Raw genomic sequence first — 21373 nt, forward strand, 5'->3', positions numbered from 1 at the left:
CCGTAGAAAGGTCCGTGACGTGCCCGCGAAAGAGTATGGAATCTTCCTTCCCATCGGGAACGGCGGCTGGATGCTGTCCACCACCGCGCCGCATCCCGAGGCGACCTACGCGTACAACAAGCGTGCCGCCGTGCACGCGGAGAGCATCGGGCTCGACTTCGTGATGTCGATGGCCAAGTGGCGTGGTTTCGGCGGGAGTACGGACCACTGGGGCCGCTCGCTGGAGTCGATGACGATGATGGCGGCGCTCGCCGAGGCGACCAGCCGGGTCAAGATCTGGGCGACGCTGCACGCGAATGTCCACAATCCCGCGATCGCGGCGAAGATGCTCACCACGCTTCAGGACATCTCCGGCGGGCGGGCCGGTATGAACATCGTGAACGGGTCGTACGCGGGGGAGTTTGAGCAATTCGGTGAGTGGGACCCGGAGTTGAGCCACGAGGACCGTTACCGGATGACGGAGCTGTGGACGGAGGCGGTCACCCGGCTGTGGACCGAGGACTCGGTCACCCTGGGCACCCCGTACTTCGACCTCGTCGACTGCGAGTCCCGTCCGCATCCCGCGACCCGGCCGACGCTCATCAGCGCGGGCCGGTCCGAGGACGCCCGCCGCTTCCAGGCCCGGTACGCCGACGGCGCCTTTCTCGCGGCCGACAGCCTCGACGACATGCGGTCGCTCTCGGCGGACGTGCATGCGCGGGCCAAGGCCAACGGCCGTGTGTGCAAGACGTATTCGATGCTCACCGTTGTCCAGGACGACACCGACGAACTGGCCGTCAAGAAGGTGAAGGAGTGGGGCGTCGGCGTCGACCGCGAGGCGCTCGCCCATATGCGGCACACCTGGGGCGTCCCTGCGGACCAGGCCCGCGCGTGGGCCGACGGCGCCGACGGGGAGGCCGCCTTCCAGACGCCGTACGTCGCCGGCAGCGCCCGTACGGTCACAGAGCACATCGAGTACATCGTGCGGGAGGCCGACCTCGACGGACTCATGCTGATCTTCCCGGAGTACGACGAGGACATGCTGTTGTTCGGCGAGACCGTGCTGCCCGAGCTGCGCGCCCGCGACGAGGTGGCAGCCTGATGTCCGACTTGCGGGACAGGCAACTCGCCCAGCTTGCCGGGCCGTTCAGCAAGCCCGCGCTCGTCGTGGTCGACGTGCAACGCGACTTCGCCGATCCGGACCGGCTCGGGGCGTACGGCCTGACGGACGCGGCGCTGGCCGCACTCGACCGGACGGTCACCCGTATCGCCGACCTCGTCGACGCCGCGCGCGCCGCCGAAGTGCCGGTCGTCTGGGTTGAGTTGGGCAGCGACCCGGCGCGTCCGTGGCGGTCGAGCAACTGGCTGCGCGAGGGGGACTACGACGCGCCCATGAGCCCGGACGAGCCGTGCCGGGTGGGGACGGTCGGCGCCGAGTGGTATCAAATACGGCCGGAAGAGGGGGAGTTGCGCGTCGTCAAGCGTGGCTACAGCGGCTTTCTCGGTACCGATCTCGACGCACGGCTGCGCGCCGCCGGCCACGACTGGCTCACCGTCGTGGGCCTGACGAGCGAGTGCTGCGTGTACGCGACCGCCCAGGACGCCGTCCAACTCGACTGGCCCGTCGTCGTACCGCAGGACACGACGACCGCCTACGACCACCACGTCAACGCCGCCGCCCTGTTCCAACTGGGCCTGAACGTGGCCGTATTGAGCGACGCCGACGAAGTGGTCGAGCTGTGGAAGAAGGCCGCGCGATGACCGGAATGCACATCGGCTACGACCTCTCCTTCACCCACACCGAAGGCGCCTGGGCGCGACAGGGCTCCTGGATCGGGCGGGACTTCCCGGACGTCCGGATGTTCATGGAGCTGGCGCAGACCGCCGAACGCGCGGGCGTCGGCCTGCTGTTCTTCGGCGACGGCAGCGGCATCCCCAGCACCTGGCGGGGCAGCATCGCACCGGCCGTCGAGTGGGGGATCCAGTGGCCGCGCCACGACATGGCGCCGGTGATCGCCGCGATGTCCACGGTGACGGAGAAGGTCGGCTTCGGGCTGACGTACTCCTCGACGTTCATGCATCCCTTCTACGTGGCCCGGCTGTTGAACTCGCTCGACCATGTGACCGGCGGGCGGATCGCCTTCAACGTGGTCGCCTCCACGCGCGGCGCGGACGCGGCGAACTACGGGTTCACCGAACTGATGGACCACGACCTGCGCTACGAGCGGATGGAGGAATTCGTCGACGTCTGCAAGGCGTTGTGGGACTCCGTGGCACCGGACGCGATTGTCCGCGACCGGAGCACGGGCCGGTTCGCGGACCCCGAGAAGGTGCACCCGATCGACCACGAGGGGCGCTTCTTCACCGTCAAGGGACCGCTCGCGTCCGTACCCGGGCCGCAGTACCACCCGCTCATCGTCCAGGCAGGCAACTCGCCCCGGGGCATTGCCGCTTCGGCCCGCTTCGCCGACCTCGTCTTCGGCTTCGGCGGCAACCTCGCCGGCCAGCAGCGCCACCGCAAACTGCTCGACGAGGCGCTCCTCGCCGAGGAGCGGGACCCGGAACACGTCGGCATCCTCTGGGCCACCCAGGTGATCGTCGGCCGCACGAAGGCCGAGGCGCTGGCACGCTGCGAGGCGGTGCACGAGTTCTGGAACGAGGAGGCCGTCGCCACCTACCTCTCGCACAACGCCGGCTACGACTTCTCGACGCTTCCGGTCTCCTTCCAACTGGGCGAACTGCGCGACGAGTTGGCGGCGGCCAACGCGAGCCCCGCCGGGATCGTCGGCTCGCTCGTCGCGGAGTTCGGCGCCGACCGCACCATGAGCCGTAGCGAGTTCTTCGCCCACGGACGGGGGCGGGCGACGGGCCTGGACCACAGCATCGTCGGCGAACCGGCCGCCGTGGCCGACGCGTTGGAGGAGAACTTCGCCGCGACCGGATCACGCGGCGGCTTCATGTTCTCCAGCCCGCTGGCCATGCCCTCCGGCTTCGCCGGGATCAGCGAACTGCTGCTCCCCGAACTGCGCCGCCGGGGTGCGCTCGCGCCGCCGTACCAGGGGGCAACTCTCCGCGAGAACCTGGCAGTTTGAGATGCCCGCGGAGAGCGAGAGCGAGAGCGAGAGCGAGAGCGAGAGCGATGGTGAGGTTGGGGTTGGGGTTGGGGTTGGGGATGGGGGTGGGGGTGCGCGCGTGCGGCGCGAGTGGTTCGCGCTCGGCAGCCTGTGCACCGGGTTCTTCATGCTGCTGCTGGACAGCACGATCACCTCGGTCGCGCTGCCGTCCCTGATCAGCGGGCTGCACGCCGACGAGACCGCCGCGATGTGGGTCAACAGCGGCTATCTCATCGCCTATGCGGTGCCGTTGGTCGTCGCGGGGCGGCTGGGGGATCGGTACGGTCATCGGCGGGTTCACCTGGTCGGGCTCGCGGCCTTCACGGCCGGGTCGCTGCTGTGCGCAACTGCCGCCTCCATCACGGCACTTGTCGCGTGGCGGGTGGTGCAGGGCATCGGGGCCGCGCTGATGACACCGCAGTGCCTGACTCTCATCAAGGCCCTGTTCCGGCCGCCGCGGCTCGCCGTGGCGCTCGGGGTGTGGGGCGCGGTCGGGGGAGCGGCGGTGGCTGTCGGGCCCCTGTTGGGCGGTTTCCTTGTGGCCGCCGGGGGATGGCCCGCGGTGTTCTGGGTCAACGTCCCTGTCGGCGTGGGCGCGTTGGTGGCCGTTGCCGTGTTCGTACCGGTCCTGCCGCGACAGGAGGCGCGTATCCCGGTGTGGGCGATCTGCGCGAACGCGAGCGGGGTCGGCGCGCTGGTGATCGGCATCCAGGGCACGGACGCGGCGAGTGGTGAAGTGCTTGGAGTGCCGAGGTGGTTGCTCGTCGTCGCCGGTGTGGTGGTGGTCGCCGCTGTGGTGTGGGGTCAGCGCCGGGACGGTCAACGTGCTCTGGTGCCGGTCGAGTTGTTGCGCAGTCGGGGGTTCGTCGTCGCGGCCTGGGCCGGTGCCGCGGCGGCCTTCTGCTCGGGGTCGGCGATGATCCCGCTGATGCTGTACCTCCAGCGGGAGCGCGGGCTCGATGCCGGCGCGGCTGCGCTCACCCTCGTACCGATGGGCGTGGTCTGCCTGTTGGGGGCACCGGTGTCGGCCCGGCTCAACAACGGGATCGGGTCCCGCGCGGTCGCCGTCATCGGCTCCGGCGCCCTCGTCCTGTCCATCGGGACATCGGCGGTGCTCGTGGCGACGGACGCCTCGATCTCCGCCCTGACCGCCACCTTCGCGGTGTACGGGGTCGCCAACTCCTTCGTCTGGTCGCCCCTTTCGATCGCGGCGGTGACCTCGGTACGCCCGGACGAGGTCGGGGCAGCGTCCGGAACCTTCAACGCCATGAAGCAACTTGGTGCGGTGCTCGGCAGCGCGGTGTGCGCGGTTCTGCTGGCCGGGCACGGGTACGCGACGACGCTCGGCGGGCTCGCGGCGGTCGGAGTGCTCTGCCTCCTGGCGTGCGCACTTCTCCGCACCGAGCCTCCCGGCAACGGAGCCCTGCCGGTGTCCGCCGCCGCGCCACAACTACCCACGGGAGTCGCCTGATGAAGCCCGATGAAAGCTGATGAGACCTCATGAAGCCTGATGCAGACGGGGGTTGCACGATGACGGCAATGGAAGGCATGGCAGGCCTGGGGAATCTGGACGGCATCACCTCGGACCCCGGGGAGATCACGAGGGCGTTCTCCGGGTTTCCGTCGGGCGTCGCGGCCCTCTCCGCGCGCGTTCACGGCGACCCGACCGTCATGATCGTCTCGTCGTTCGCCGTCGGCGTCTCCCACAACCCGCCCATGGTCTCCTTCGCCGTGCAACACACCTCGACGACCTGGCCGGTACTGTCCCGCGCGGCGGCGATCGGCATCTCCGTCCTCGGCGAGGCCCACGGAGACAAGGCCCGCCAACTCGGCTCCCGCAGCAAGGCAAGCCGGTTCGCCGACCTGCACACGGTGGAGGCGGAATCCGGCGCGATCTTCCTCGACGGCGCGCCGGTTTGGCTGGAGTGCACCGTCGAGCACAGCTATCCGGCCGGCGATCACGACATCATCGTGCTGCGGGTGCTGGCGATGCGGTCCGACGATGAGACGAGCCCGTTGGTGTGGCACCGAAGGACGTTGAAAATGCTGGGTGGTTGAGGCGCTTCACCCTGGGGAGGGGCTTGTGGCGGATGGCCCGCGCCGGGTCCGCCGGAGCCGCTCGGGAAGCGGTCTGCGGTAGTCGGGCAGCAGCCGCCGGACGAGGAACGCGGACTTCAGGAAGGCGCGGACGGCACGCTCGCGGCGCGGGGAGAGCCAGCCGATCCGGTGAAGCCGGCAGACGCGCTCGCCGGCGAGATACCGGGTCAGATCCCTGCCGAACGCCCGTAAGGGGAGGGGGAACCAGCGCTCGGCGAAGAACTCCATCATCGCGGTCGCGACACGGTGGCCGGACTCCGTCGCCGCGTACGGCCGGGATTCAAACTTCGAGGCGAACTCGGTCATCGCGTCCCAGTCCTCGGGGAAAGCCTCGTCGGCCAGCGGGCCGGACTCGCTCTCCAGGAGTCGGAAGAGGGCCCGCGCCCAGCGATGCCAGGCGATCTTCATGCTCTCGCTCGTACCGGGCAGGCCCAGCGAGGTCTCCAGACGGTCGGCGGACGTCGCCAGCAGGACCAGGGGATAGACGAAGTCGTCGACGTCGTCGAAGTTGCCGGGCAGGTGCGGAGTGCCGCGGGAGATGGCCAGGTGGATACGGTTGAGTCGGTCGGCGGCCTTGCGGCCCGCGGCGCTCGACAAGCCGTCCACCATCCAGGCCATCAGGAACTCGTTGCCGTCCTCGAAACGCCGCCGGGGTCTCGTCTCCAGCTTCCCGGTGTGGGCCAGGGTGGCGGATCCGAAGCCCGGCTGCATCATGCGCATGGTGCCCGGATAGACCATCATCGCCAGCGCGAACTCGGGGACGCGGTGGCCGACGTAGAGCGAGATCATCCGCTCCCAGTCGGTGTCCGGGTCCATCCGGGCCAGTTCGCGGTCGACCCACTGGTAGCCACGGCTCAATGTCGGTTCCCCCTCGCGGACTTTCAGAAGGGGGACGCTCCGGCGGGGCTGTCCGATGCCACGATCCGTCGTGATCTGGGTCACCTCGACCGTGAGTCATGGCGTGTGTCATGGCGTGAGTCATAGTTCTCCACCCGAGGGTGGAGTTCCGGAATCCGCCCGTGGGTGGTGGTGGTCGACGCAGGTCGGAGCGCAGCCTTGTGCCATGGGCTCACTACATTCCGCACTCGTCGCTCTCACCGGCATCTGTGTCGCGATCTTCGTCGTGGCCTGGATCGCGGGCGCCGTCTACTTCGGCGTGAAGAGCGAGGCCGGGCCGGGCGGCTGGGCGCGCGGTCTGCGCCGCACGCTGCCTCGGCGGGCGCTGCTGCTCGCGGGCTCGTACGCGTTCTCCCTGCTCATCAGACACACCCCGGACTCCTTCTGGCACCACCTCCAGTACTGGCAGCCGGAGCTCGCGATCCTGGGCGCCCTGCTCGCCGTCGCCTCCACCGCGCTGCTGCTGTGGGCCCGTTGGGTTCTGGGCGTCATGTGGGCCAGCATCCCGCTGGTCCACGAACACCACGAACTGCGCACCGAGGGCCCGTACCGAATAGTGCGGCACCCCATCTACACCGGGCTCCTCGGCCTGGTCCTCGGCGGGATGCTGGCCTGCGGCTTCGGCGTGTGGATCGTGTTCCTGGCCGTCGCCGTGCCGTGGCTGCTGCGCCGGGTGCGCGTCGAGGACGGGATGATGGCCGGGCAGTTCGGTGCGGCTTACGAGGCGTATCGCGCCCGCGTTCCGGCGCTGATCCCGTGGACCCGGCCCGCTCCGGGCGGACCCCGGGCCGTCGACAGCCGGCACGGGTAGTTCGGGTCGGTCGTGTGGTGGTCACCGGCGTCAATTTCCGGCCCAAGAGGGGAAGTTGACGGGGTCACCTGTCGGATTGCTGTCATCCCGGTGCCACTGTTGCCCATGTCCACAGCTCGTCACTAACGTGCTCATGGAGATTTCAAAGGGAAATCTGATGGAGGGTCTGCAATGCCCCTGCCAGAACGCCCGGCCACGTTGTCCCCGGCCCGCACGGCGACCGCTCCCGAATCGCTCTGTCCGTCGACGAGGCGCGACCATTTCGGCTGACCGCTGACCGCTGACCGCTGACGCGCACGTGGGGCCAGGCGCCCTGACGCACGAACGACACCTCGCAGGAACAGCGCCCGGCCAAGACGCGTCGCCACCCGACGGCGGCCGCCCTTCCTCACCCCTCACCTGTCACCCCCCACCCTCCTCCAGGCATGTCCCCGCCCGGAGCAGAAGGAGAGTTCCGTGAACTCCACGCACAGTGAGCGTCTGGACTACCTCGTGGTCGGTGCCGGTCCCGCCGGGCTCCAGCTCGGGCAGTTACTCCAGGCGGCCGGGCACGGATACCGGATCCTGGAGAGCGGCCACGCCCCCGGCACGTTCTTCGGCACCTTCCCCCGCCACCGCAAGCTGATCTCCATCAACAAGGTGTACAACGGCACCGACGATCCCGAACTGAATCTCCGGATGGACTGGAACTCCCTGCTGTCCCCGGACCCGCACCTGCTCTTCAGCCGTTACAGCAAGCGCTATTTCCCGCACGCCGACGACCTGGTGCGCTATCTCGCCGACTTCGCCGAGGCGTTCAAGCTGGACATCGCCTACGACACCCGGGCGGAGCGGATCCAGCGGGACGAGGACGGCTTCACCGTCACAGATCAGCACGGCCACGAACACCGCGCCCGCCGGCTGGTCGTCGCCACCGGACTGACTCGGCCCAACACCCCCGATATTCCCGGCATCGAGACCGCCGACGACTACTCCGTCGTCTCCGTGGACCCCGAGGACTTCATCGACCGGCGCGTCCTGATCATCGGCAAGGGCAACTCCGCCCTGGAGACCGCTGACAACCTTGTCGAGACCGCCGCCGTCATCCATGTCGCCGGCCCGCACTCCGTCCGCATGGCCTGGAACAGCCACTACGTCGGCCATCTCCGCGCGGTCAACAACAACTTCCTCGACACCTACCAACTCAAGTCGCAGAACGCCCTGTTGGACGGCAACGTGCTCTCCGTCGAGAAGGACCCCGACGGCATGTACCGCGTCCGCTTCAGCTTCTCCCGGGCCGACGAGGTCGTGAAGGAACTGCGCTACGACCGGGTGATCGTCTGCACCGGATTCCGCTTCGACGCCGCGGTCTTCGACCCGGAGTGCAGCCCCGCCCTGGTCATCGACGACCGCTTCGCCGCCCTCTCCCCGGCGTACGAGTCGGTGAATGTGCCCGGCCTCTACTTCGCTGGAACACTCATGCAGCAGCGCGACTTCAAGAAGTCCACCGGTGGCTTCATCCACGGCTTCCGGTACGCCGTACGCGCCCTGAGCCGCATCCTCGACGAACGCCATCACGAACAGCCCTGGCCGCACCGGCAGTTGGAGAGCGATCCGGCCGCGCTGGCGGACGCCGTGGTGGCCCGGGTCAACCGCAGCTCGGCACTGTGGCAGCAGTTCGGCGTCATCGGGGACCTGATCGTCACACCACCCGGCAAACCGGCCAGGTACCACGAGGAGGTGCCGGTCGCGTACGCCCACGAACGCCAACTCCCCGACAGCGGCGACTACTTCACCGTCACCCTGGAGTACGGCCCCGACCACGACAAGGTCGACCCCTTCGACATCACCGTGCGCCGCACCGCCCAGAACTCGGTCGACGACGCCTTCGACGCGGCGTACCTCCACCCGGTGATCCGCCACCACGGCGCCGGTGAACTTCTCGGCATCCATCACATGGCCGAGAACCTGGAGAACCACTGGGACGACCCGGAGGTCCACCACGCCCCGTTGGCCGCGTTCTTCGCCCGCGAGCTGGACCGTCGGCCCGCTCCGGCGGGGCGGTGAGCGGCGTGCAGTACACCGTCCGTGACTTCGAGACCGCGGCGCGCGCCGAACTGGACCCCGTGTACGCCGACTTCATCGCCGGCGGGGCACGTGACGAGATCACCGTACGGGCCAACGAGGCGGCGTTCGGGCGGCTGCAGCTGCTGCCCCGGGTGCTGCGGGGAAGCGCCGAGCGGGAGTTGGGCATCAGCCTGCTCGGCAGCCGGGCGAGCCTGCCGGTCCTGCTCTCCCCGACCGCCTTCCATAAACTGGTCGATCCCGAAGGGGAGTTGGCGACCGCCCGGGCCGCCGCCGCGGCCGGTGTGATCATGATCGTCGCCATGGCGTCCACGGTGGCGGTGGGCGAGATCGCCGACGCGGCCCGCGCGGCCGGCGACGACGCGACCCTGTGGTTCCAGCTCTACATCCAGCCCGACCTGGACATCACCGAGGAGCTGGTACGGCGGGCCACCGACGCGGGCTGCACCGCGCTGGTCGTCACCGTGGACTCACCGGTGCTGGGCGCGGGCGAGCGCAACCGGCGCAATGGCTTCCACGACCTGCCGCCGGGCCTGCGCTGCGAGAACCTGGTGGACCTGCGCGACGGCGAGCGCGGTCACGTACGCCAGATCGCCATGTCCCCGGAGCTGAACTGGGAGCACATCGACTGGCTGCGCGGCATCACTTCCCTGCCCATCCTGCTCAAGGGCGTCCTGCACCCCGAGGACGCCCGGCTCGCGGTCCGGCACGGCGTCGACGGGCTGTTGCTGTCGAACCACGGCGGCCGCCAACTCGACACCGTACCCGCCACGTTGGAGCTACTGCCGGAGATCCTGGCCGCCGTCGAGGGCCGCATCCCGGTCGTGCTGGACGGCGGCGTCCGGCGCGGCACCGACGCGGTCAAGGCACTGGCGCTCGGCGCGTCCGCGGTGGGTATCGGCCGGCCCGTGATGTGGGCCCTGGCCGAGGGCGGCGAGAAAGGCGTACGACGTCTCCTCGAACTGCTGCGGGACGAACTCGACGACACCCTCGCCCTGTGCGGGGCGTCCGGACTCGCTGACCTGACACCCGATCTGGTCCGGGTGCCCGCATGGGGTCCCGTTCCTGGTCCCGCCGTGACACCGGGGACGGACCGACGATTCGGCGGGGTGGTCGCGTGAGCCCCACCGGTTGGCTCGTTCTGGGTCCGGCCGTGGCCCTGGTGGTCGGTCTGCCGTACTGGCTGCCCAGGACCGTGATCGCGCTGCGGGTGCGGATCTTCGCCTGGGTGGGCGGCGAGGAAGGGGTGCGGGCACCGGGCAGGGAGGTGCCCGCCGAGGAGTTCAAGAAGGTGTACGGGCATCCGGCGGCCAACGGCCGCAGCCGGGGCGCCGCACTCTCCGACCTGTTCTGGTACTGGCTCTCGCCGGGCCCGGAAGTGCACCAGGAGCACTTGGAGCCCGGCCCGCGCTACGACGACGTGGCCCGGACCACCCGGCAGATCCTGGCCGGGCTGTCCCGCGAGCGGTGGACGGAACTGGTCGGCCGCTGCACCCGCCGGGTGCTCGACGAACTCGACGGCCACGCGCGCGTGCACCGGGTCAGACTGCGCGACCTGATGATGCCCGTCTGGGCCGAGGTCTACTACGAGGTGGTCTTCCGCGCACCCTGTCCACGGCACGTCCGGGACCTGATCACCGGCAACGCGGACGACGTGGTCAGCGCCCTGAAGTGCACCGGCCTGCGCCACATGGACCGCCGGGCCCGCCTCACCGCCCACTTGAGGGACCGGCTCGCGCACGACCCGCCGCCCGGCCCGCTGCCGGCCACACTCACCGCACGAGAGCAGGCGTACTACCTCCAGGGCACGTTCTTCAACACCGCGGTCGTGCAGATGTCGGAGGCGATGGCCCATCTCCTGCTGGCCCTCGCCGCACACCAGCCGGTCCAGGACCGCCTGTTGGCCGGCGAGGAGGACCCGGACTTCCTGGACCGGGTGATCAACGAGACGCTGCAACACTTCCCGCTCTTCGGCGTGGCCCACCGGATCACCTCGGGGGAGATCCCCCGGGACGGACGCGATCCCATCCCGGCCGGTTCGGTCCTGCTGTTCAACTACCCCGAGTACCAGGGGTCCGGAGGCGACTCGTTCGACCCGGACCGTTGGCTGAACGCGGACACGAGGCCCTCCGCCTCCATCCCGTTCGGGGTGACCGCCAACCGTCCCTGCCCGGCGCGCGGTTTCGCCGTCCTCACCATGCGGGTCGCGGCGGAGGAGATCCTGCGCCGTTTCCGACTCGACTCCTCGGTGGAACACACCCGTTCGCTGCCCAGCCGCGGTCCCTGCCTGCTCGTCGCACGCACCGGGGCCGAGGGTGCCCGGTTGCGGACCCGGCTCGCGGTGATGCGCCTCGCCGACAGCTGGGAGGGCGTCTGGCGCAGCCTCGTCCAACTCGTCCTCGGCAGCTACATGGTGTGGGACGCCCGGCGCCAGGGCCTGTGCCGGAACTATTTCGCCGCCTCGTCCGGCGGCTCCACCACCTCCGTCCCAGCCGGCCGATGAGAGGACCGAGACCATGACTCCCGTGGAGCTCGCTCCCGCCTTCTTCCTGGCCGTCGTCGTGATTCTGCTGACCTGCCGGCTGGTCGTCCTGCTGGCCGGCCGCTTCGGCCAGCCGCCCGTGGTCGGCGAGATGATCGCCGGGGTACTGCTCGGCCCCTCCCTGTTCGGGCTGATCGCCCCAGGGACCTCCGCCCATGTCTTCCCGCCCGAACTGAAGCCGGTGCTGTACGTGGCCGGCCAGATCGGTCTGGTGGCCCTGATGTTCGGCGCCGGTTACGAGTTCCGGGCGCACGCGGGACGCGGCCTGGCCGGCACCGCCGTCGCCGTCTCCTCGGCGGGTGTGGGGATCCCGCTGGTGCTGGGCGTGGGACTGACCCTCGTGGCCCACGGCCATGTCGGCATCTTCGTCGACGGGGTCTCGGTCTGGGTGACGGCGGCGTTCGTCGGCGTCGCGCTGGCGATCACCGCCTTCCCGATGCTGGCCCGGATCATCACCGAACGCGGGCTGGCCGGTTCGCGGTTCGGCTCACTCGCCCTGGCCTCCGGCGCCACGGACGACGCCGTGGCCTGGATCATGCTGGCGGGCGTGCTGAGCGTGGCCTCGGGCAAGGCGCGGCCCATCCTGGAGGCCGTCGGCGGCACCCTGCTGTTCGTCGCCGTACTCCTGCTGCTGGGGCGCCGACTGCTGGCCTGGATCGTGAACCGCCCGGGCCTCGGCGACGACACCCGCCTCCTCTTCACGGTCGCCGCGCTGTTCTGCGCGGCCTGGTTCACCGACATCAGCGGCCTGTACTCCGTGTTCGGGGCGTTCTGCGTGGGGATGGCCATGCCACGCGGCGAGGCGTCCGAACGGCTCGTGCGAACCACCCAGTCCGTGACCCAGGTGGTGTTCGTGCCGATGTTCTTCACCTACTCCGGCCTGAACACCCGGTTCGACGTGTTCTCCGACCCGCCCGTGCTGCTGTTCGGGGCGGCCGCGGTCGTCCTCGCCGTGGCCGGAAAGTTCGGCGGCTGCTGGGCCGCCGCCCGGCTGCGCGGCGAACCCGGCCCGGTGGCCGTCCGGGTCGGCGCCCTGATGAACGCCCGTGGTCTCATGCAGCTGATCGCGCTCAACATCGGGCTGTCGGCCGGCATCGTCAGCGAGGAGCTGTTCACCGCTCTCGTCCTCGTCGCCCTGGTCACCACGGTCATGACGGTTCCGGTGCTGAGCCTGCTGGACCGCCGCGACGCCAGATCCCGGACAGCGGAGGAGGCACCCGAGGGCGAGGAGGAGGACGAGGAGGAGGTGGCGGCGGCGCCGAGTTGAGCGAGCGCCTGCGGGGCGACGGGCGCCGGGCGGCAGGCGGCGTGGCGCACCCGGCGTGTGTTCGGCGGCGAGACCGTCACGACGCGCTCAGCGCCGAGGTGTTCGATGATCGCGCGGCCCCAAAGGGGCGTCGACCGACCGGCCGTCGCCCCGGCCAGGCAGGCTCCGACACGGCCGGGCAGGCCACCGACACGGCCGTACGCTTTCCGCGACGAACGGTTGCGCGGGCACCTCGGTCGCGCTGCCTCAGCCGCGTCGCCGCAGCGCCGGATGCTCCGTCACGACGGTCGCTGAGCCCGGCGCGACCTCCGTGAACCCCGCGTCCTTCACCAACGGCAGCCCGCTGCTGGTGAGTTCGGTCCAACGGGCGGGGTCGGCGGTGCGGACCGAGAGAGGGAAACCCGCCTGGCGCCAGGCGGTCCGCTCCTCGTCCGACAGTTCCCACCAGGCGAGTTGGGCGCCGTGGCCGGTCTGGGCCATCGTCTTGCCGGCGGACATGTCGAGGTCGGGGTTCAGCCAGAGCACCGGCGCCGTAGGGTCCGCGTCGGTCGGCGGTTCGGGGTCGTCGAGGTCGGTGCCGGAGACCTGGAGCCGGGCCAGGTCCTTGGGCCAGCCGTCGAGCGGGACGGGCGGGAAGACCCGTACCTCCGCGGACTTCCCGGTCACGGTGATGCCCGGCAGCGCCTCGGCCCGCCGCCACTCGGCCCCGCGTGCCCGCCGGACCACCTTCCGGATACGCGCGTCCTGCCAGTCCCGCATGACCTGCGCCCACTCCCCGTCCCCGACGGCACGCTCATCGCTCAGGATCGTCAGCACAGCCCGAGCGGCAGTCTCCAGCGCGTCAGTACGGGCCGGAGGAGCTTCCCGCTCGATCCGCACAACCAGAGGCAACACAAACTGCGGAGCCTCGTCACGAGGGGTGGGCTCGTTGAGGAAGGGGTCGACATTGTCGCCGGGAACGATGGAGTCACTGGTCACACCCCTAAGTCTGCCAGGCAGGGGAGCGGCCCTTAGAAACACCGTTCAGGGGACCCACCCAAGGGGCGCGGGGCGGTATCGATATGCGGCTCCGCCGCGTGGGCGCGACCAGCCACAACCGGCCCGCACCCGCCAAACAACCCACCCCCCCACACCGCTCCCGCGAGAAGATGCCCCCATGCGACGCGATCTACAGCTGAACAACGTCGGCCGCCGCCACGGAATCCACGGCCCCTGGATCCTCCGCGGGGTAAACCTGGCGTTGGCGCCCCACACCCTCACCCGCATCGAGGGCCCCAACGGCACCGGCAAATCCACCCTCCTCCGCCTCCTCGCCCGCATAGACGCCCCCACCGAAGGCAAGGTCACCGGCCGCCCCCGCACGGCATACGTCCCCGAACGCTTCCCCCAGGCACTCCCGTTCACCGCCGAGGCCTACCTCACCCACCTGGGCACGGTGCACGGCCTCTCCCGCGCGGCAGCGCCCCGCGCCGCCGCCGAGTGGCCGGCCCGCTTCGGCGCCACCGCCTACGCCGGCACCCCCATGACCAAGCTCTCCAAGGGCAGCAGCCAGAAGGTCGCGGTCGCCCAGGCCCTACTCGCCGAACCGGACCTGCTGATCCTCGACGAGGCATGGACCGGCCTGGACGAGGACGCGAGGGCGGAGCTGGAACGGGCGGTGGCCGAACGCACGGCGCAGGCGGCGGTCAGCGGCCTGGTCACCGGCTCGCAGTCGGGCACGGTCTCGGTGCCGTTGCTGCCGCTGGCCGGAGCCGCCCTGGTCACGGCGGCCGTGACCGCCGTGACCTGCGCCCTCACCTCACGCCGCTCACCCTGAACAGGCGGTCCGCTGCGCCTCCTGCCACTCGCACACGGGGCACAGCGTGATCCCCTTGTACGACTCCGGGTACTCGGTCGGCTTCTGGCACAGCACACACTCCGCGTACGCCGGCGCCGGCTCTTCGTCGCTCATACGACCAGCGTAAGAGGAGCGCGCGAGCAGCCGACCCGGCCGACCTTCAGCGGTGCCGGTCCGTCGCCCCGATCAGCTCGGAGACCTTCACGAACCGGTACCCCTTCTTCCGCAGCTCGGGCACGATCATGCGGACGGCCCGTTCGGTCGCCGGGGCGGCGCTGCGCGTGCAGTGCATGACGACGACCGAGCCGGGCTTCACACCGTCCAGGACCTGTTGGGCCACGGCGTCCGAGTCCGTCGCGAACGCGTCGCCGCTCACCACGTCCCACTGCACCGCCGTGACACCGACCGCGCTCAGCGTCTTCAACGCCTGCCGGTCGTAACACCCGCCGGGGAAGCGGAAGTACGGCATCGCGTTCGGCACGCCGGCCTTCTTGAAAGCGGTGTACGCCCGCTCCACATCGGCCTTCATCCGGTCCGGGGCGACGGTCGGCAGGCCGTAGCAGTCGCCGGTGAAGGCGTAGTGGCTGTAGGAGTGGTTGGCGATCTCGAACTGCGGGTCCCGGCCGATCGCACGGGCCTCGGCCGGGTACTCGTCCGCCCACCGCCCCGTCATGAACACGGTCGCCGGCACCTTCAGCGTGCGCAGCGTGGAGATCAGCTGCGGATTGTCGAAGTGCTCGCCCGCCGCCGCACGCGGCCCCTCGTCGGCGGTCATGTCGGCGTCGAAGGTCAGCGCGACGGTCTTGCCGTCCGCCCGCGGACCGTTCTTGAAGACCGGGGTCAGACCGGCGGGGCCGGGCGCGAGCGTGGGCGGCCGCGACACGGCGGCGGTGGGCGCGCTGGGCGCCGGACGGCTGGCATGGGGCGCTGAGGGGGCCCCGCAGGCGGTGAGCGCGGCGCCGAGTGCACAGGCGGCGGCGACTCGTCGTACTCGAATGGTCACCGTAGGAACATAGGAGGATAAAACGAAGAATTAGGTCATCGACACGGAGTGTGCGGTCAGTCCGAACCGAGCAGCTGCTCCCGGCACGCCTCCACGTCGAAGTCCGCCTTCGGGTACTGCGGGTCCAGTGCCGTCAGGTGTTCCAGGAGGAGGCGGCTGATCGCCCAGTTGCGGTACCACTTGCGGTCGGCCGGGATCAGGTACCAGGGGGCAGCCGGGGTGGAGCAGCGGGCGAGGGCGATCTCGTAGGCCTGCTGGTACGCGGGCCACAGGGCGCGTTCCTCGATGTCTCCGGGGTTGAACTTCCAGTGCTTGTCCGGGTTGTCGAGGCGTTCCAGCAGGCGGCGCTCTTGTTGGTCGTAGGAGATGTGGAGGAAGCACTTGACGACGGTCACGCCGTCGTCGGTCAGGGACTTCTCGAAGCGGTTGATCTGGGTGTAGCGGTCGTTGATCTCGCGGTGCGGGGCGAGTTCGCGGACGCGGGCGATGAGGACGTCCTCGTAGTGGGAGCGGTCGAAGATGCCGATCTCGCCGGGGTGGGGGAGGGCGCGTCTGATGCGCCAGAGGAAGTCGTGCTTCCGTTCCTCCGGTGTGGGGGCCTTGAAGGCGCTGATCCGGCAGCCGGAGGGGTTGAACAGGCCGATGACGTGCTTGACCGTGCCGCCCTTGCCGCTGGTGTCCATGCCTTGGAGGACCAGGAGCAGACGGCGCCCGTCGCCGGCGGTGCTTGCTGCCCACAGGCGTTCTTGCAGGTCGGCGAGGTGTTCGCCCATCCGGGCGGTGTCCTTGAGGCCGGCGGCCTTGTCGGCGGGGCCGCCGGGGGTGGCTGCCGCGTCGTAGGAGGAGAGGTCGACCGGGCGGCCGGCGGGGACGCGCAGGAGGTCGGCGACGGGGACAGCCCCGCTCTTGTTCCCGCTCTTGCGCTTCGTGCCCTTCTCGGCCATGGGGCACCTCTTCCGGTCGGCTCCCTCGATCCTGCGGCGCGGTGGCCACGCCCGCCAGTCAGCGGGCGTGGCTACTGCTCCACGGCGGGCGGCGGCGGAACGGGCGGCGGCTGTTGCGGCTGCGCGCGTTCCAGGAAGCGCAGCAGCTCGACCGGGAAGGGGAGCACGAGCGTCGAGTTCTTCTCGGCCGCGACCGCCACCACCGTTTGCAGCAGCCGGAGTTGGAGTGCGGCGGGCTGTTCGGACATCTGCTCGGCGGCCTCGGCGAGTTTCTTCGAGGCCTGCAACTCGGCGTCCGCGTTGATGATCCGGGCCCGGCGTTCACGGTCGGCCTCGGCCTGCCGGGCCATCGAGCGCTTCATCGTCTCCGGCAGCGACACGTCCTTGATCTCGACGCGGTCGATCTGCACGCCCCAGCCGATGGAGGGGCTGTCGATCATCAACTCCAGGCCCTGGTTGAGCTTTTCGCGGTTGGAGAGCAGATCGTCGAGGTCGCTCTTGCCGATGATCGACCGCAGCGAGGTCTGTGCCATCTGCGAGACGGCGAAGCGGTAGTCCTCGACCTTGACGATCGCGTCGGACGCGTCGACGACCCTGAAATAGACCACCGCGTCGACGCGCACGGTCACGTTGTCGCGGGTGATGCCCTCCTGCGCGGGCACGGGCATCGTCACGATCTGCATGTTGACCTTGCGGAGCTTGTCCACGAACGGGACGACCATCGTGAACCCGGGCGCCCGCACCTCGCCGGCCACCCGCCCGAGGCGGAAGACCACCCCGCGCTCGTACTGCTTGACGACCCTGGCCGCAGCGGCGACGTAGACCACGCACGCGGAACCGGCCGCCGCGCTCGCGACCAGCAGTTCCTGGAGCATCCTGACCCCCTAGCGGAGAGGTCTTTTGTCTGCTCCTGCAAGGGTATGCCCGGTGCCTGCCCCGGGGCCACGATCACCCCGGAGCAGGCACCTGCACCGCTGCTACTTCGCCGCCGTGACCTGTATCGCGGTGACCTTCACCGGCTCGGTACCGGCCGCGCTGTGCCGCTCGGCCCAGTTCTCCAGGGCCGTACGACAGGCGTGGTCCAGGTGGTGCAGACCGGAGAGGTGCAGTTCGACCGGCCGGTCCTGGGGGAGCGCCTCCAGGCTGTCGAGGATCTTCGGCAGCCGTAGGAAGGTCGCGTTGCCGGAAAGGTAGGCCTGGACCGGGCCCGCGCCCTTGTCGACGACCTCCAGCTTGATGTGCGAGGCCTCCCACGCCGTCTTCGCGACGGCCAGCGCGAGGCCGATGAGGACCCCCTCGAACATGCTGACCGCGACGATCGACAGCGCCGTGACGACCAGGATCAGCGCCTCGCCCCGGTGCTCGCGCCACAGCGACACGATCTCCCGGACCGGGATCAGCTTGGCGCCGGCGTGCACGAGGATGCCCGCCAGGGCCGGGATCGGGATGTACGCGAGGACGTTCGGCAGCAGCGCCGCGAACAGCAGCAGCCATACGCCGTGCATGACCCGGGACGCCTTCGTCCGCGCGCCCGCCTGCACGTTCGCCGCGCTGCGCACGATCACCGCGGTCATCGGCAGCGCGCCGAGCATCCCGCACAGCGCGTTGCCCGCGCCCTGCGCCACCAACTCCTTGTCGTACTCGGTGCGTTGACCGGAGTGCAGCCGGTCCACCGCAGCCGCGCTGAACAGCGACTCGGCGGACGCGATCAACGTGAACGCGACGATCGTGCCCAGCATCCCGACCTGCGCCAGATCACCGAACTCACTCAGCGGCGGCGGCTGCAACGAGCCGAGCAGACCCTGCACTTCGACGGTCGCCACCGGCAGCCCGAAGGCGAGCGCGGCGAGCGTCGCCAGTCCTACGGCGGCCAACGGACCCGGCACCGTACGGACCTTGGCCGGCATCCGCTTCCACAGCACCAGTACGGCGATGGTGGCGGCGCCGAGCGCGAGTGAGGCCAGCGCCTTCGTGCTCCCGACGGCGTCGACGAGCGCGCCGGGCAGCTCGACTATCTTGTCCAGGCCCGAGGCGGGGGCCTTCGCCCCCGCCACCGAGTACAACTGCCCGGCGATCAGCACCAGTCCGATACCGGCCAGCATGCCCTCGACGACCGAGACCGAGATGGCCCGGAAGTAGCGCCCCAACTTCAGGACACCCATGGCGATTTGAAGCACACCGGTGGTGAGCACGATGACCCCGAGGGCGGGCAGTCCGTACTCCCGCACCGCCTCGAAGACCAGCACGGTCAGACCCGCGGCGGGCCCGGACACCTGGAGGCTGCTGCCCCGCATGAATCCGGTGACGAGCCCGCCCACGATGCCGGTGACCAGGCCGAGTTCGGCCGGCACACCGGAGGCGACGGCCACACCCACGCACAGCGGGAGCGCGACCAGGAACACGACGAGGGAAGCGGCGAAGTCCTGCCGCAGATGAGGGAATTTGGTCAACATCGCGACGCTCACAGGGCCTTGAAGGTGTCGGTTGCCGGGTCGTGCGTGAGCACGGCACCGGTGTGGACCTCGTAGAACCATGCGTGCAGCGACAGTTGACGGTCCTTCAGCTTCTTCTCGATGTACGAGTACGAGCGCAGCCTGAGCAGCTGCGTCAGCACGTGTGCCTGCACGCCTTCGGACACGGCCGGGTCCGCGACCGCGCCCTCGGGCCGCGGGGTGGCGTGCGTGAGCCAGTCGCGCACGGCCGGTACGGCGGTCAGGTCGTCGCCGCGCACCAACGCGCCGACGGCGCCGCAGTGCGAGTGGCCGCAGACCACGATGTCGGAGACGCCGAGGACCTCCACGGCGTACTCGATGGTGCACGCCTCGCTGGTGGGGTGTTGGGAGGCGTACGGCGGGACGATGTTGCCGGCGGTGCGCAGCTCGAAGAGCTGGCCGGGGCGGGCGCCCGTGATCAGGGCCGGGACGACCCTGGAGTCGGAGCAGGTGATGAACAGGACCTGCGGGGACTGGCCTTCAGCGAGTTTGGCGAACTCCTCAGGGCGTTGTCCGAACGTACGGGCGTTGTCGATGAGGGGCTGCATGACGTGTTTGTTCCTCCTGGCGCGCCCTCTGGGCGCGTCGGGCTTGCATGACAGTGTCTGTGGGGGAATTGACTGCCTGCTCGACTCTCAGCAGCGGAAGACCTGAAGTGCCGCCGGAGTGTGTGCTGCCGAGGATCTCGATGTGCGGTGCGGTGCTCTGCCGGGCGCCACCGAAGTGGGTACGGCCGCCGGGTCCGGTGTCAGAAGGGGACGCGCGGGCGTCTCGGGCCCGCAGTCGGCGGTGCGGTAACGGTCGCGCAGGCGGAGCGGGACGGTGGGAGTCCCGGAGGCGCCGCAGTCGCGGAACGTGATGGTCTCGGCGCGCAGGGCCTTGCCGCTGAGCTTGAGGCCGGGCTGTGCTTTGGCCTCCGCATGACGCACTGTGTGCGCGGGTGCGAAGGATTCCTTGGATGCGAAGAACTGGAGGGCGAACAGGACGAGGGTGAGGAGCGTCACGACGGTCCGAGCCGTCCTACCTCGGAACATGCGCCCCCCTTCAGCCAGTTCGTGTTCCTAGTACAGACCAAGGCCAGGTCAACGGCTGGTCAAGTAACACGGTAACCCGGTGAAGTTGTTTGCAGGGTTAACGCAGCGTTTCCGATGCAAGAGAGCGTGAAAAGCGCGCCTGGGCTGGCGTGAACTAAGCGGTTTTGACGAGGCCCTTGGCGTCCCGGGCGAGCGCGGTGAGGCGGGAGATCGCGCGGAAGTACTTCTTGCGGTAGCCGCCGTTCAGCATCTCCTCGCTGAACAACTGGTCGAAGGGCAACCCCGAGGCCAGGACCGGTACTTCACGGTCGTAGAGCCGGTCCGCGAGGACGACGAGCCGTAGCGCGGTCGACTGGTCGGGTATCGGCTGGACGTCGGTGAGGCAGACGGCCTTGAGATCGTCGGTGAGGGCGCCGTAGCGGCTGGGGTGGACCTTGGCGAGGTGGGCGAGCAGGTGCGGGAAGTCGTCGAGGGAGGCACCCGCGGTGGCGTACGCCGCCTTCGTCACCTGCTCGTCGGAGAACGGCGCCGGGGCCTCCGGCAGGCCGCGGTGGCGGTAGTCGTCGCCGTCGATGCGCAGCGAGCGGAAGTGCGCGGACAAGCCCTGGATCTCGCGCAGGAAGTCGACGGACGCGAAGCGGCCCTCGCCGAGCTTGCCCGGCAGGGTGTTGGAGGTGGCGGCGAGCGCCACGCCCGCGTCGACCAGCTTGCCGAGCAGGGTCGACACGAGGACGGTGTCGCCCGGGTCGTCCAGCTCGAACTCGTCGATGCACAGCAGCCGGTGACCGGAGAGCGTCTGCACCGTCTTCTGGAAGCCGAGCGCGCCGACCAGGTTCGTCAGCTCGACGAAGGTCCCGAAGGCCTTGAGCGCGGGCTCGGCCGGGGTCGCGTGCCAGAGGGAGGCGAGGAGGTGGGTCTTGCCGACGCCGTAACCGCCGTCCAGGTAGACGCCACGGGGGCCGGCGGGTGTCTTGCTCTTGCTCTTGCCGAAGCCGAGGAAGCCGCGCTTCGCGCCGGCGGCCGCATGCGCCTCGCCGAGGCCGGCGGCGAAGGTCTCCAGGACGCCGACGGCCTCGGTCTGGCTGGGCTGGTTCGGGTCCGGGATGTACGTGGCGAAGCGCACCGAGTCGAAGCGCGGCGGCGGCACCATCTCGGCGACCAGCCGGTCCGCGGGGACGTACGGCTCACGGGCGCACAAGGACAGCGGGGCCGCGTCTGCTATCGGGCTGATCCCGGAGGCGGCGGCGGAGGAGGATGACACGGTTCATCAGTCTAGAGGGCGTGCCACACTGC

The 21373-nt window shown here is 70.0% G+C and carries 20 protein-coding genes and 1 pseudogene; 11 read left to right on the plus strand and 10 right to left on the minus strand.

Going from position 1 to position 21373, the window contains the following annotated elements:
- The first annotated feature begins 19 nt into the window (after positions 1 to 19).
- The 5 genes from OG588_RS38045 (at position 20) to OG588_RS38065 (ending at position 5150) form a co-directional block, all read left to right on the plus strand.
- Complete coding sequence (locus OG588_RS38045) at positions 20 to 1081, plus strand: LLM class flavin-dependent oxidoreductase (protein WP_360080253.1); 1062 nt, start codon at positions 20 to 22, stop codon at positions 1079 to 1081.
- The gene (locus tag OG588_RS38050) at positions 1081 to 1740 is read left to right on the plus strand and encodes a cysteine hydrolase family protein (RefSeq protein ID WP_405951178.1); all 660 of its coding nucleotides are present in this window, start codon (positions 1081 to 1083) and stop codon (positions 1738 to 1740) included. Before OG588_RS38045 ends, OG588_RS38050 begins: the two co-directional genes overlap by 1 nt.
- Positions 1737 to 3071, plus strand: coding sequence for an NtaA/DmoA family FMN-dependent monooxygenase (locus tag OG588_RS38055; protein ID WP_405951179.1), 1335 nt, complete (start codon positions 1737 to 1739; stop codon positions 3069 to 3071). The genes OG588_RS38050 and OG588_RS38055 overlap by 4 nt, the downstream gene beginning before the upstream one ends.
- A 100-nt stretch (positions 3072 to 3171) precedes the next feature.
- A complete protein-coding gene (locus OG588_RS38060; RefSeq protein ID WP_405951180.1) occupies positions 3172 to 4563 on the plus strand; it encodes an MFS transporter in 1392 nt (463 codons plus the stop codon).
- 68 nt (positions 4564 to 4631) lie between these two features.
- Complete coding sequence (locus OG588_RS38065; RefSeq protein WP_405951181.1) at positions 4632 to 5150, plus strand: flavin reductase family protein; 519 nt, start codon at positions 4632 to 4634, stop codon at positions 5148 to 5150.
- 6 nt (positions 5151 to 5156) lie between these two features.
- Here the strand turns inward: OG588_RS38065 and OG588_RS38070 are convergent, their stop codons facing one another.
- Positions 5157 to 6047 carry a DUF2236 domain-containing protein gene (locus tag OG588_RS38070; RefSeq protein WP_405951182.1) on the minus strand — a complete coding sequence of 297 codons (891 nt, stop codon included), beginning with the start codon at positions 6045 to 6047 and terminating at the stop codon, positions 5157 to 5159.
- 205 nt (positions 6048 to 6252) lie between these two features.
- Here OG588_RS38070 and OG588_RS38075 point away from each other — a divergent pair, with 205 nt between their 5' ends.
- The 5 genes from OG588_RS38075 (at position 6253) to OG588_RS38095 (ending at position 12770) form a co-directional block, all read left to right on the plus strand.
- The gene (locus OG588_RS38075; RefSeq protein WP_405951183.1) at positions 6253 to 6897 is read left to right on the plus strand and encodes a methyltransferase family protein; all 645 of its coding nucleotides are present in this window, start codon (positions 6253 to 6255) and stop codon (positions 6895 to 6897) included.
- A gap of 456 nt (positions 6898 to 7353) precedes the next feature.
- Positions 7354 to 8943, plus strand: a complete 1590-nt coding sequence (locus tag OG588_RS38080) for an NAD(P)-binding domain-containing protein (RefSeq protein ID WP_405951184.1) — start codon at positions 7354 to 7356, stop codon at positions 8941 to 8943.
- Between the two features lie 5 nt (positions 8944 to 8948).
- Positions 8949 to 10082 carry an alpha-hydroxy acid oxidase gene (locus OG588_RS38085; RefSeq protein ID WP_405951185.1) on the plus strand — a complete coding sequence of 378 codons (1134 nt, stop codon included), beginning with the start codon at positions 8949 to 8951 and terminating at the stop codon, positions 10080 to 10082.
- Positions 10079 to 11464, plus strand: coding sequence for a cytochrome P450 (locus OG588_RS38090; RefSeq protein ID WP_405951186.1), 1386 nt, complete (start codon positions 10079 to 10081; stop codon positions 11462 to 11464). Before OG588_RS38085 ends, OG588_RS38090 begins: the two co-directional genes overlap by 4 nt.
- Positions 11465 to 11477: 13 nt before the next feature.
- Positions 11478 to 12770 carry a cation:proton antiporter gene (locus OG588_RS38095; protein WP_405951187.1) on the plus strand — a complete coding sequence of 431 codons (1293 nt, stop codon included), beginning with the start codon at positions 11478 to 11480 and terminating at the stop codon, positions 12768 to 12770.
- Between the two features lie 246 nt (positions 12771 to 13016).
- On the opposite strand, the gene OG588_RS38100 is transcribed toward OG588_RS38095, so the two are convergent.
- Positions 13017 to 13748: an aminoacyl-tRNA hydrolase gene (locus OG588_RS38100; RefSeq protein WP_405951188.1), complete on the minus strand. Its 732-nt coding sequence runs from the start codon at positions 13746 to 13748 to the stop codon at positions 13017 to 13019.
- A gap of 178 nt (positions 13749 to 13926) precedes the next feature.
- On the opposite strand from OG588_RS38100, the pseudogene OG588_RS38105 reads away from it, so the two are divergent.
- Positions 13927 to 14445: pseudogene (locus OG588_RS38105) on the plus strand (ATP-binding cassette domain-containing protein); the annotation flags it as partial.
- 132 nt (positions 14446 to 14577) lie between these two features.
- Here the strand turns inward: OG588_RS38105 and OG588_RS38110 are convergent.
- From OG588_RS38110 to zapE, 8 genes are all read right to left on the minus strand, one after another.
- Positions 14578 to 14721 carry a hypothetical protein gene (locus tag OG588_RS38110; RefSeq protein WP_266863010.1) on the minus strand — a complete coding sequence of 48 codons (144 nt, stop codon included), beginning with the start codon at positions 14719 to 14721 and terminating at the stop codon, positions 14578 to 14580.
- Positions 14722 to 14767: 46 nt separating this feature from the next.
- Positions 14768 to 15610, minus strand: coding sequence for a polysaccharide deacetylase family protein (locus tag OG588_RS38115; protein ID WP_405951189.1), 843 nt, complete (start codon positions 15608 to 15610; stop codon positions 14768 to 14770).
- Positions 15611 to 15666: 56 nt separating this feature from the next.
- Positions 15667 to 16554, minus strand: a complete 888-nt coding sequence (locus tag OG588_RS38120; protein ID WP_405951190.1) for a PPK2 family polyphosphate kinase — start codon at positions 16552 to 16554, stop codon at positions 15667 to 15669.
- 71 nt (positions 16555 to 16625) lie between these two features.
- Positions 16626 to 17429, minus strand: a complete 804-nt coding sequence (locus tag OG588_RS38125; protein WP_405951191.1) for a slipin family protein — start codon at positions 17427 to 17429, stop codon at positions 16626 to 16628.
- Between the two features lie 102 nt (positions 17430 to 17531).
- A complete protein-coding gene (locus tag OG588_RS38130; RefSeq protein ID WP_405951192.1) occupies positions 17532 to 19007 on the minus strand; it encodes a SulP family inorganic anion transporter in 1476 nt (491 codons plus the stop codon).
- Between the two features lie 8 nt (positions 19008 to 19015).
- Entirely contained in the window at positions 19016 to 19594 is a 579-nt protein-coding gene (locus tag OG588_RS38135; RefSeq protein ID WP_405951193.1) for a carbonic anhydrase, read from the minus strand.
- Positions 19595 to 19681: 87 nt separating this feature from the next.
- The gene (locus OG588_RS38140; protein WP_405951194.1) at positions 19682 to 20080 is read right to left on the minus strand and encodes a hypothetical protein; all 399 of its coding nucleotides are present in this window, start codon (positions 20078 to 20080) and stop codon (positions 19682 to 19684) included.
- A 154-nt stretch (positions 20081 to 20234) separates the two neighbouring features.
- Positions 20235 to 21341, minus strand: a complete 1107-nt coding sequence (zapE, locus tag OG588_RS38145) for a cell division protein ZapE (protein WP_405951195.1) — start codon at positions 21339 to 21341, stop codon at positions 20235 to 20237.
- Positions 21342 to 21373 lie beyond the last annotated feature (32 nt).

Origin of the sequence: Streptomyces prunicolor, from assembly GCF_045162825.1 — a bacterium.
Lineage (GTDB): Bacteria > Actinomycetota > Actinomycetes > Streptomycetales > Streptomycetaceae > Streptomyces > Streptomyces prunicolor.

Bases quoted from the DNA above. Each gene is read 5' to 3' on its own strand.
- OG588_RS38130 (WP_405951192.1), bottom strand. From the start codon at position 19,007: ATGTTGACCAAATTCCCTCATCTGCGGCAGGACTTCGCCGCTTCCCTC.
- OG588_RS38055 (WP_405951179.1), top strand. From the start codon at position 1,737: ATGACCGGAATGCACATCGGCTACGACCTCTCCTTCACCCACACCGAA.
- OG588_RS38095 (WP_405951187.1), top strand. From the start codon at position 11,478: ATGACTCCCGTGGAGCTCGCTCCCGCCTTCTTCCTGGCCGTCGTCGTG.
- OG588_RS38050 (WP_405951178.1), top strand. From the start codon at position 1,081: ATGTCCGACTTGCGGGACAGGCAACTCGCCCAGCTTGCCGGGCCGTTC.
- OG588_RS38075 (WP_405951183.1), top strand. From the start codon at position 6,253: ATGGGCTCACTACATTCCGCACTCGTCGCTCTCACCGGCATCTGTGTC.
- OG588_RS38120 (WP_405951190.1), bottom strand. From the start codon at position 16,554: ATGGCCGAGAAGGGCACGAAGCGCAAGAGCGGGAACAAGAGCGGGGCT.
- OG588_RS38140 (WP_405951194.1), bottom strand. From the start codon at position 20,080: ATGTTCCGAGGTAGGACGGCTCGGACCGTCGTGACGCTCCTCACCCTC.
- OG588_RS38110 (WP_266863010.1), bottom strand. From the start codon at position 14,721: ATGAGCGACGAAGAGCCGGCGCCGGCGTACGCGGAGTGTGTGCTGTGC.
- OG588_RS38125 (WP_405951191.1), bottom strand. From the start codon at position 17,429: ATGCTCCAGGAACTGCTGGTCGCGAGCGCGGCGGCCGGTTCCGCGTGC.
- OG588_RS38065 (WP_405951181.1), top strand. From the start codon at position 4,632: ATGGAAGGCATGGCAGGCCTGGGGAATCTGGACGGCATCACCTCGGAC.
- OG588_RS38135 (WP_405951193.1), bottom strand. From the start codon at position 19,594: ATGCAGCCCCTCATCGACAACGCCCGTACGTTCGGACAACGCCCTGAG.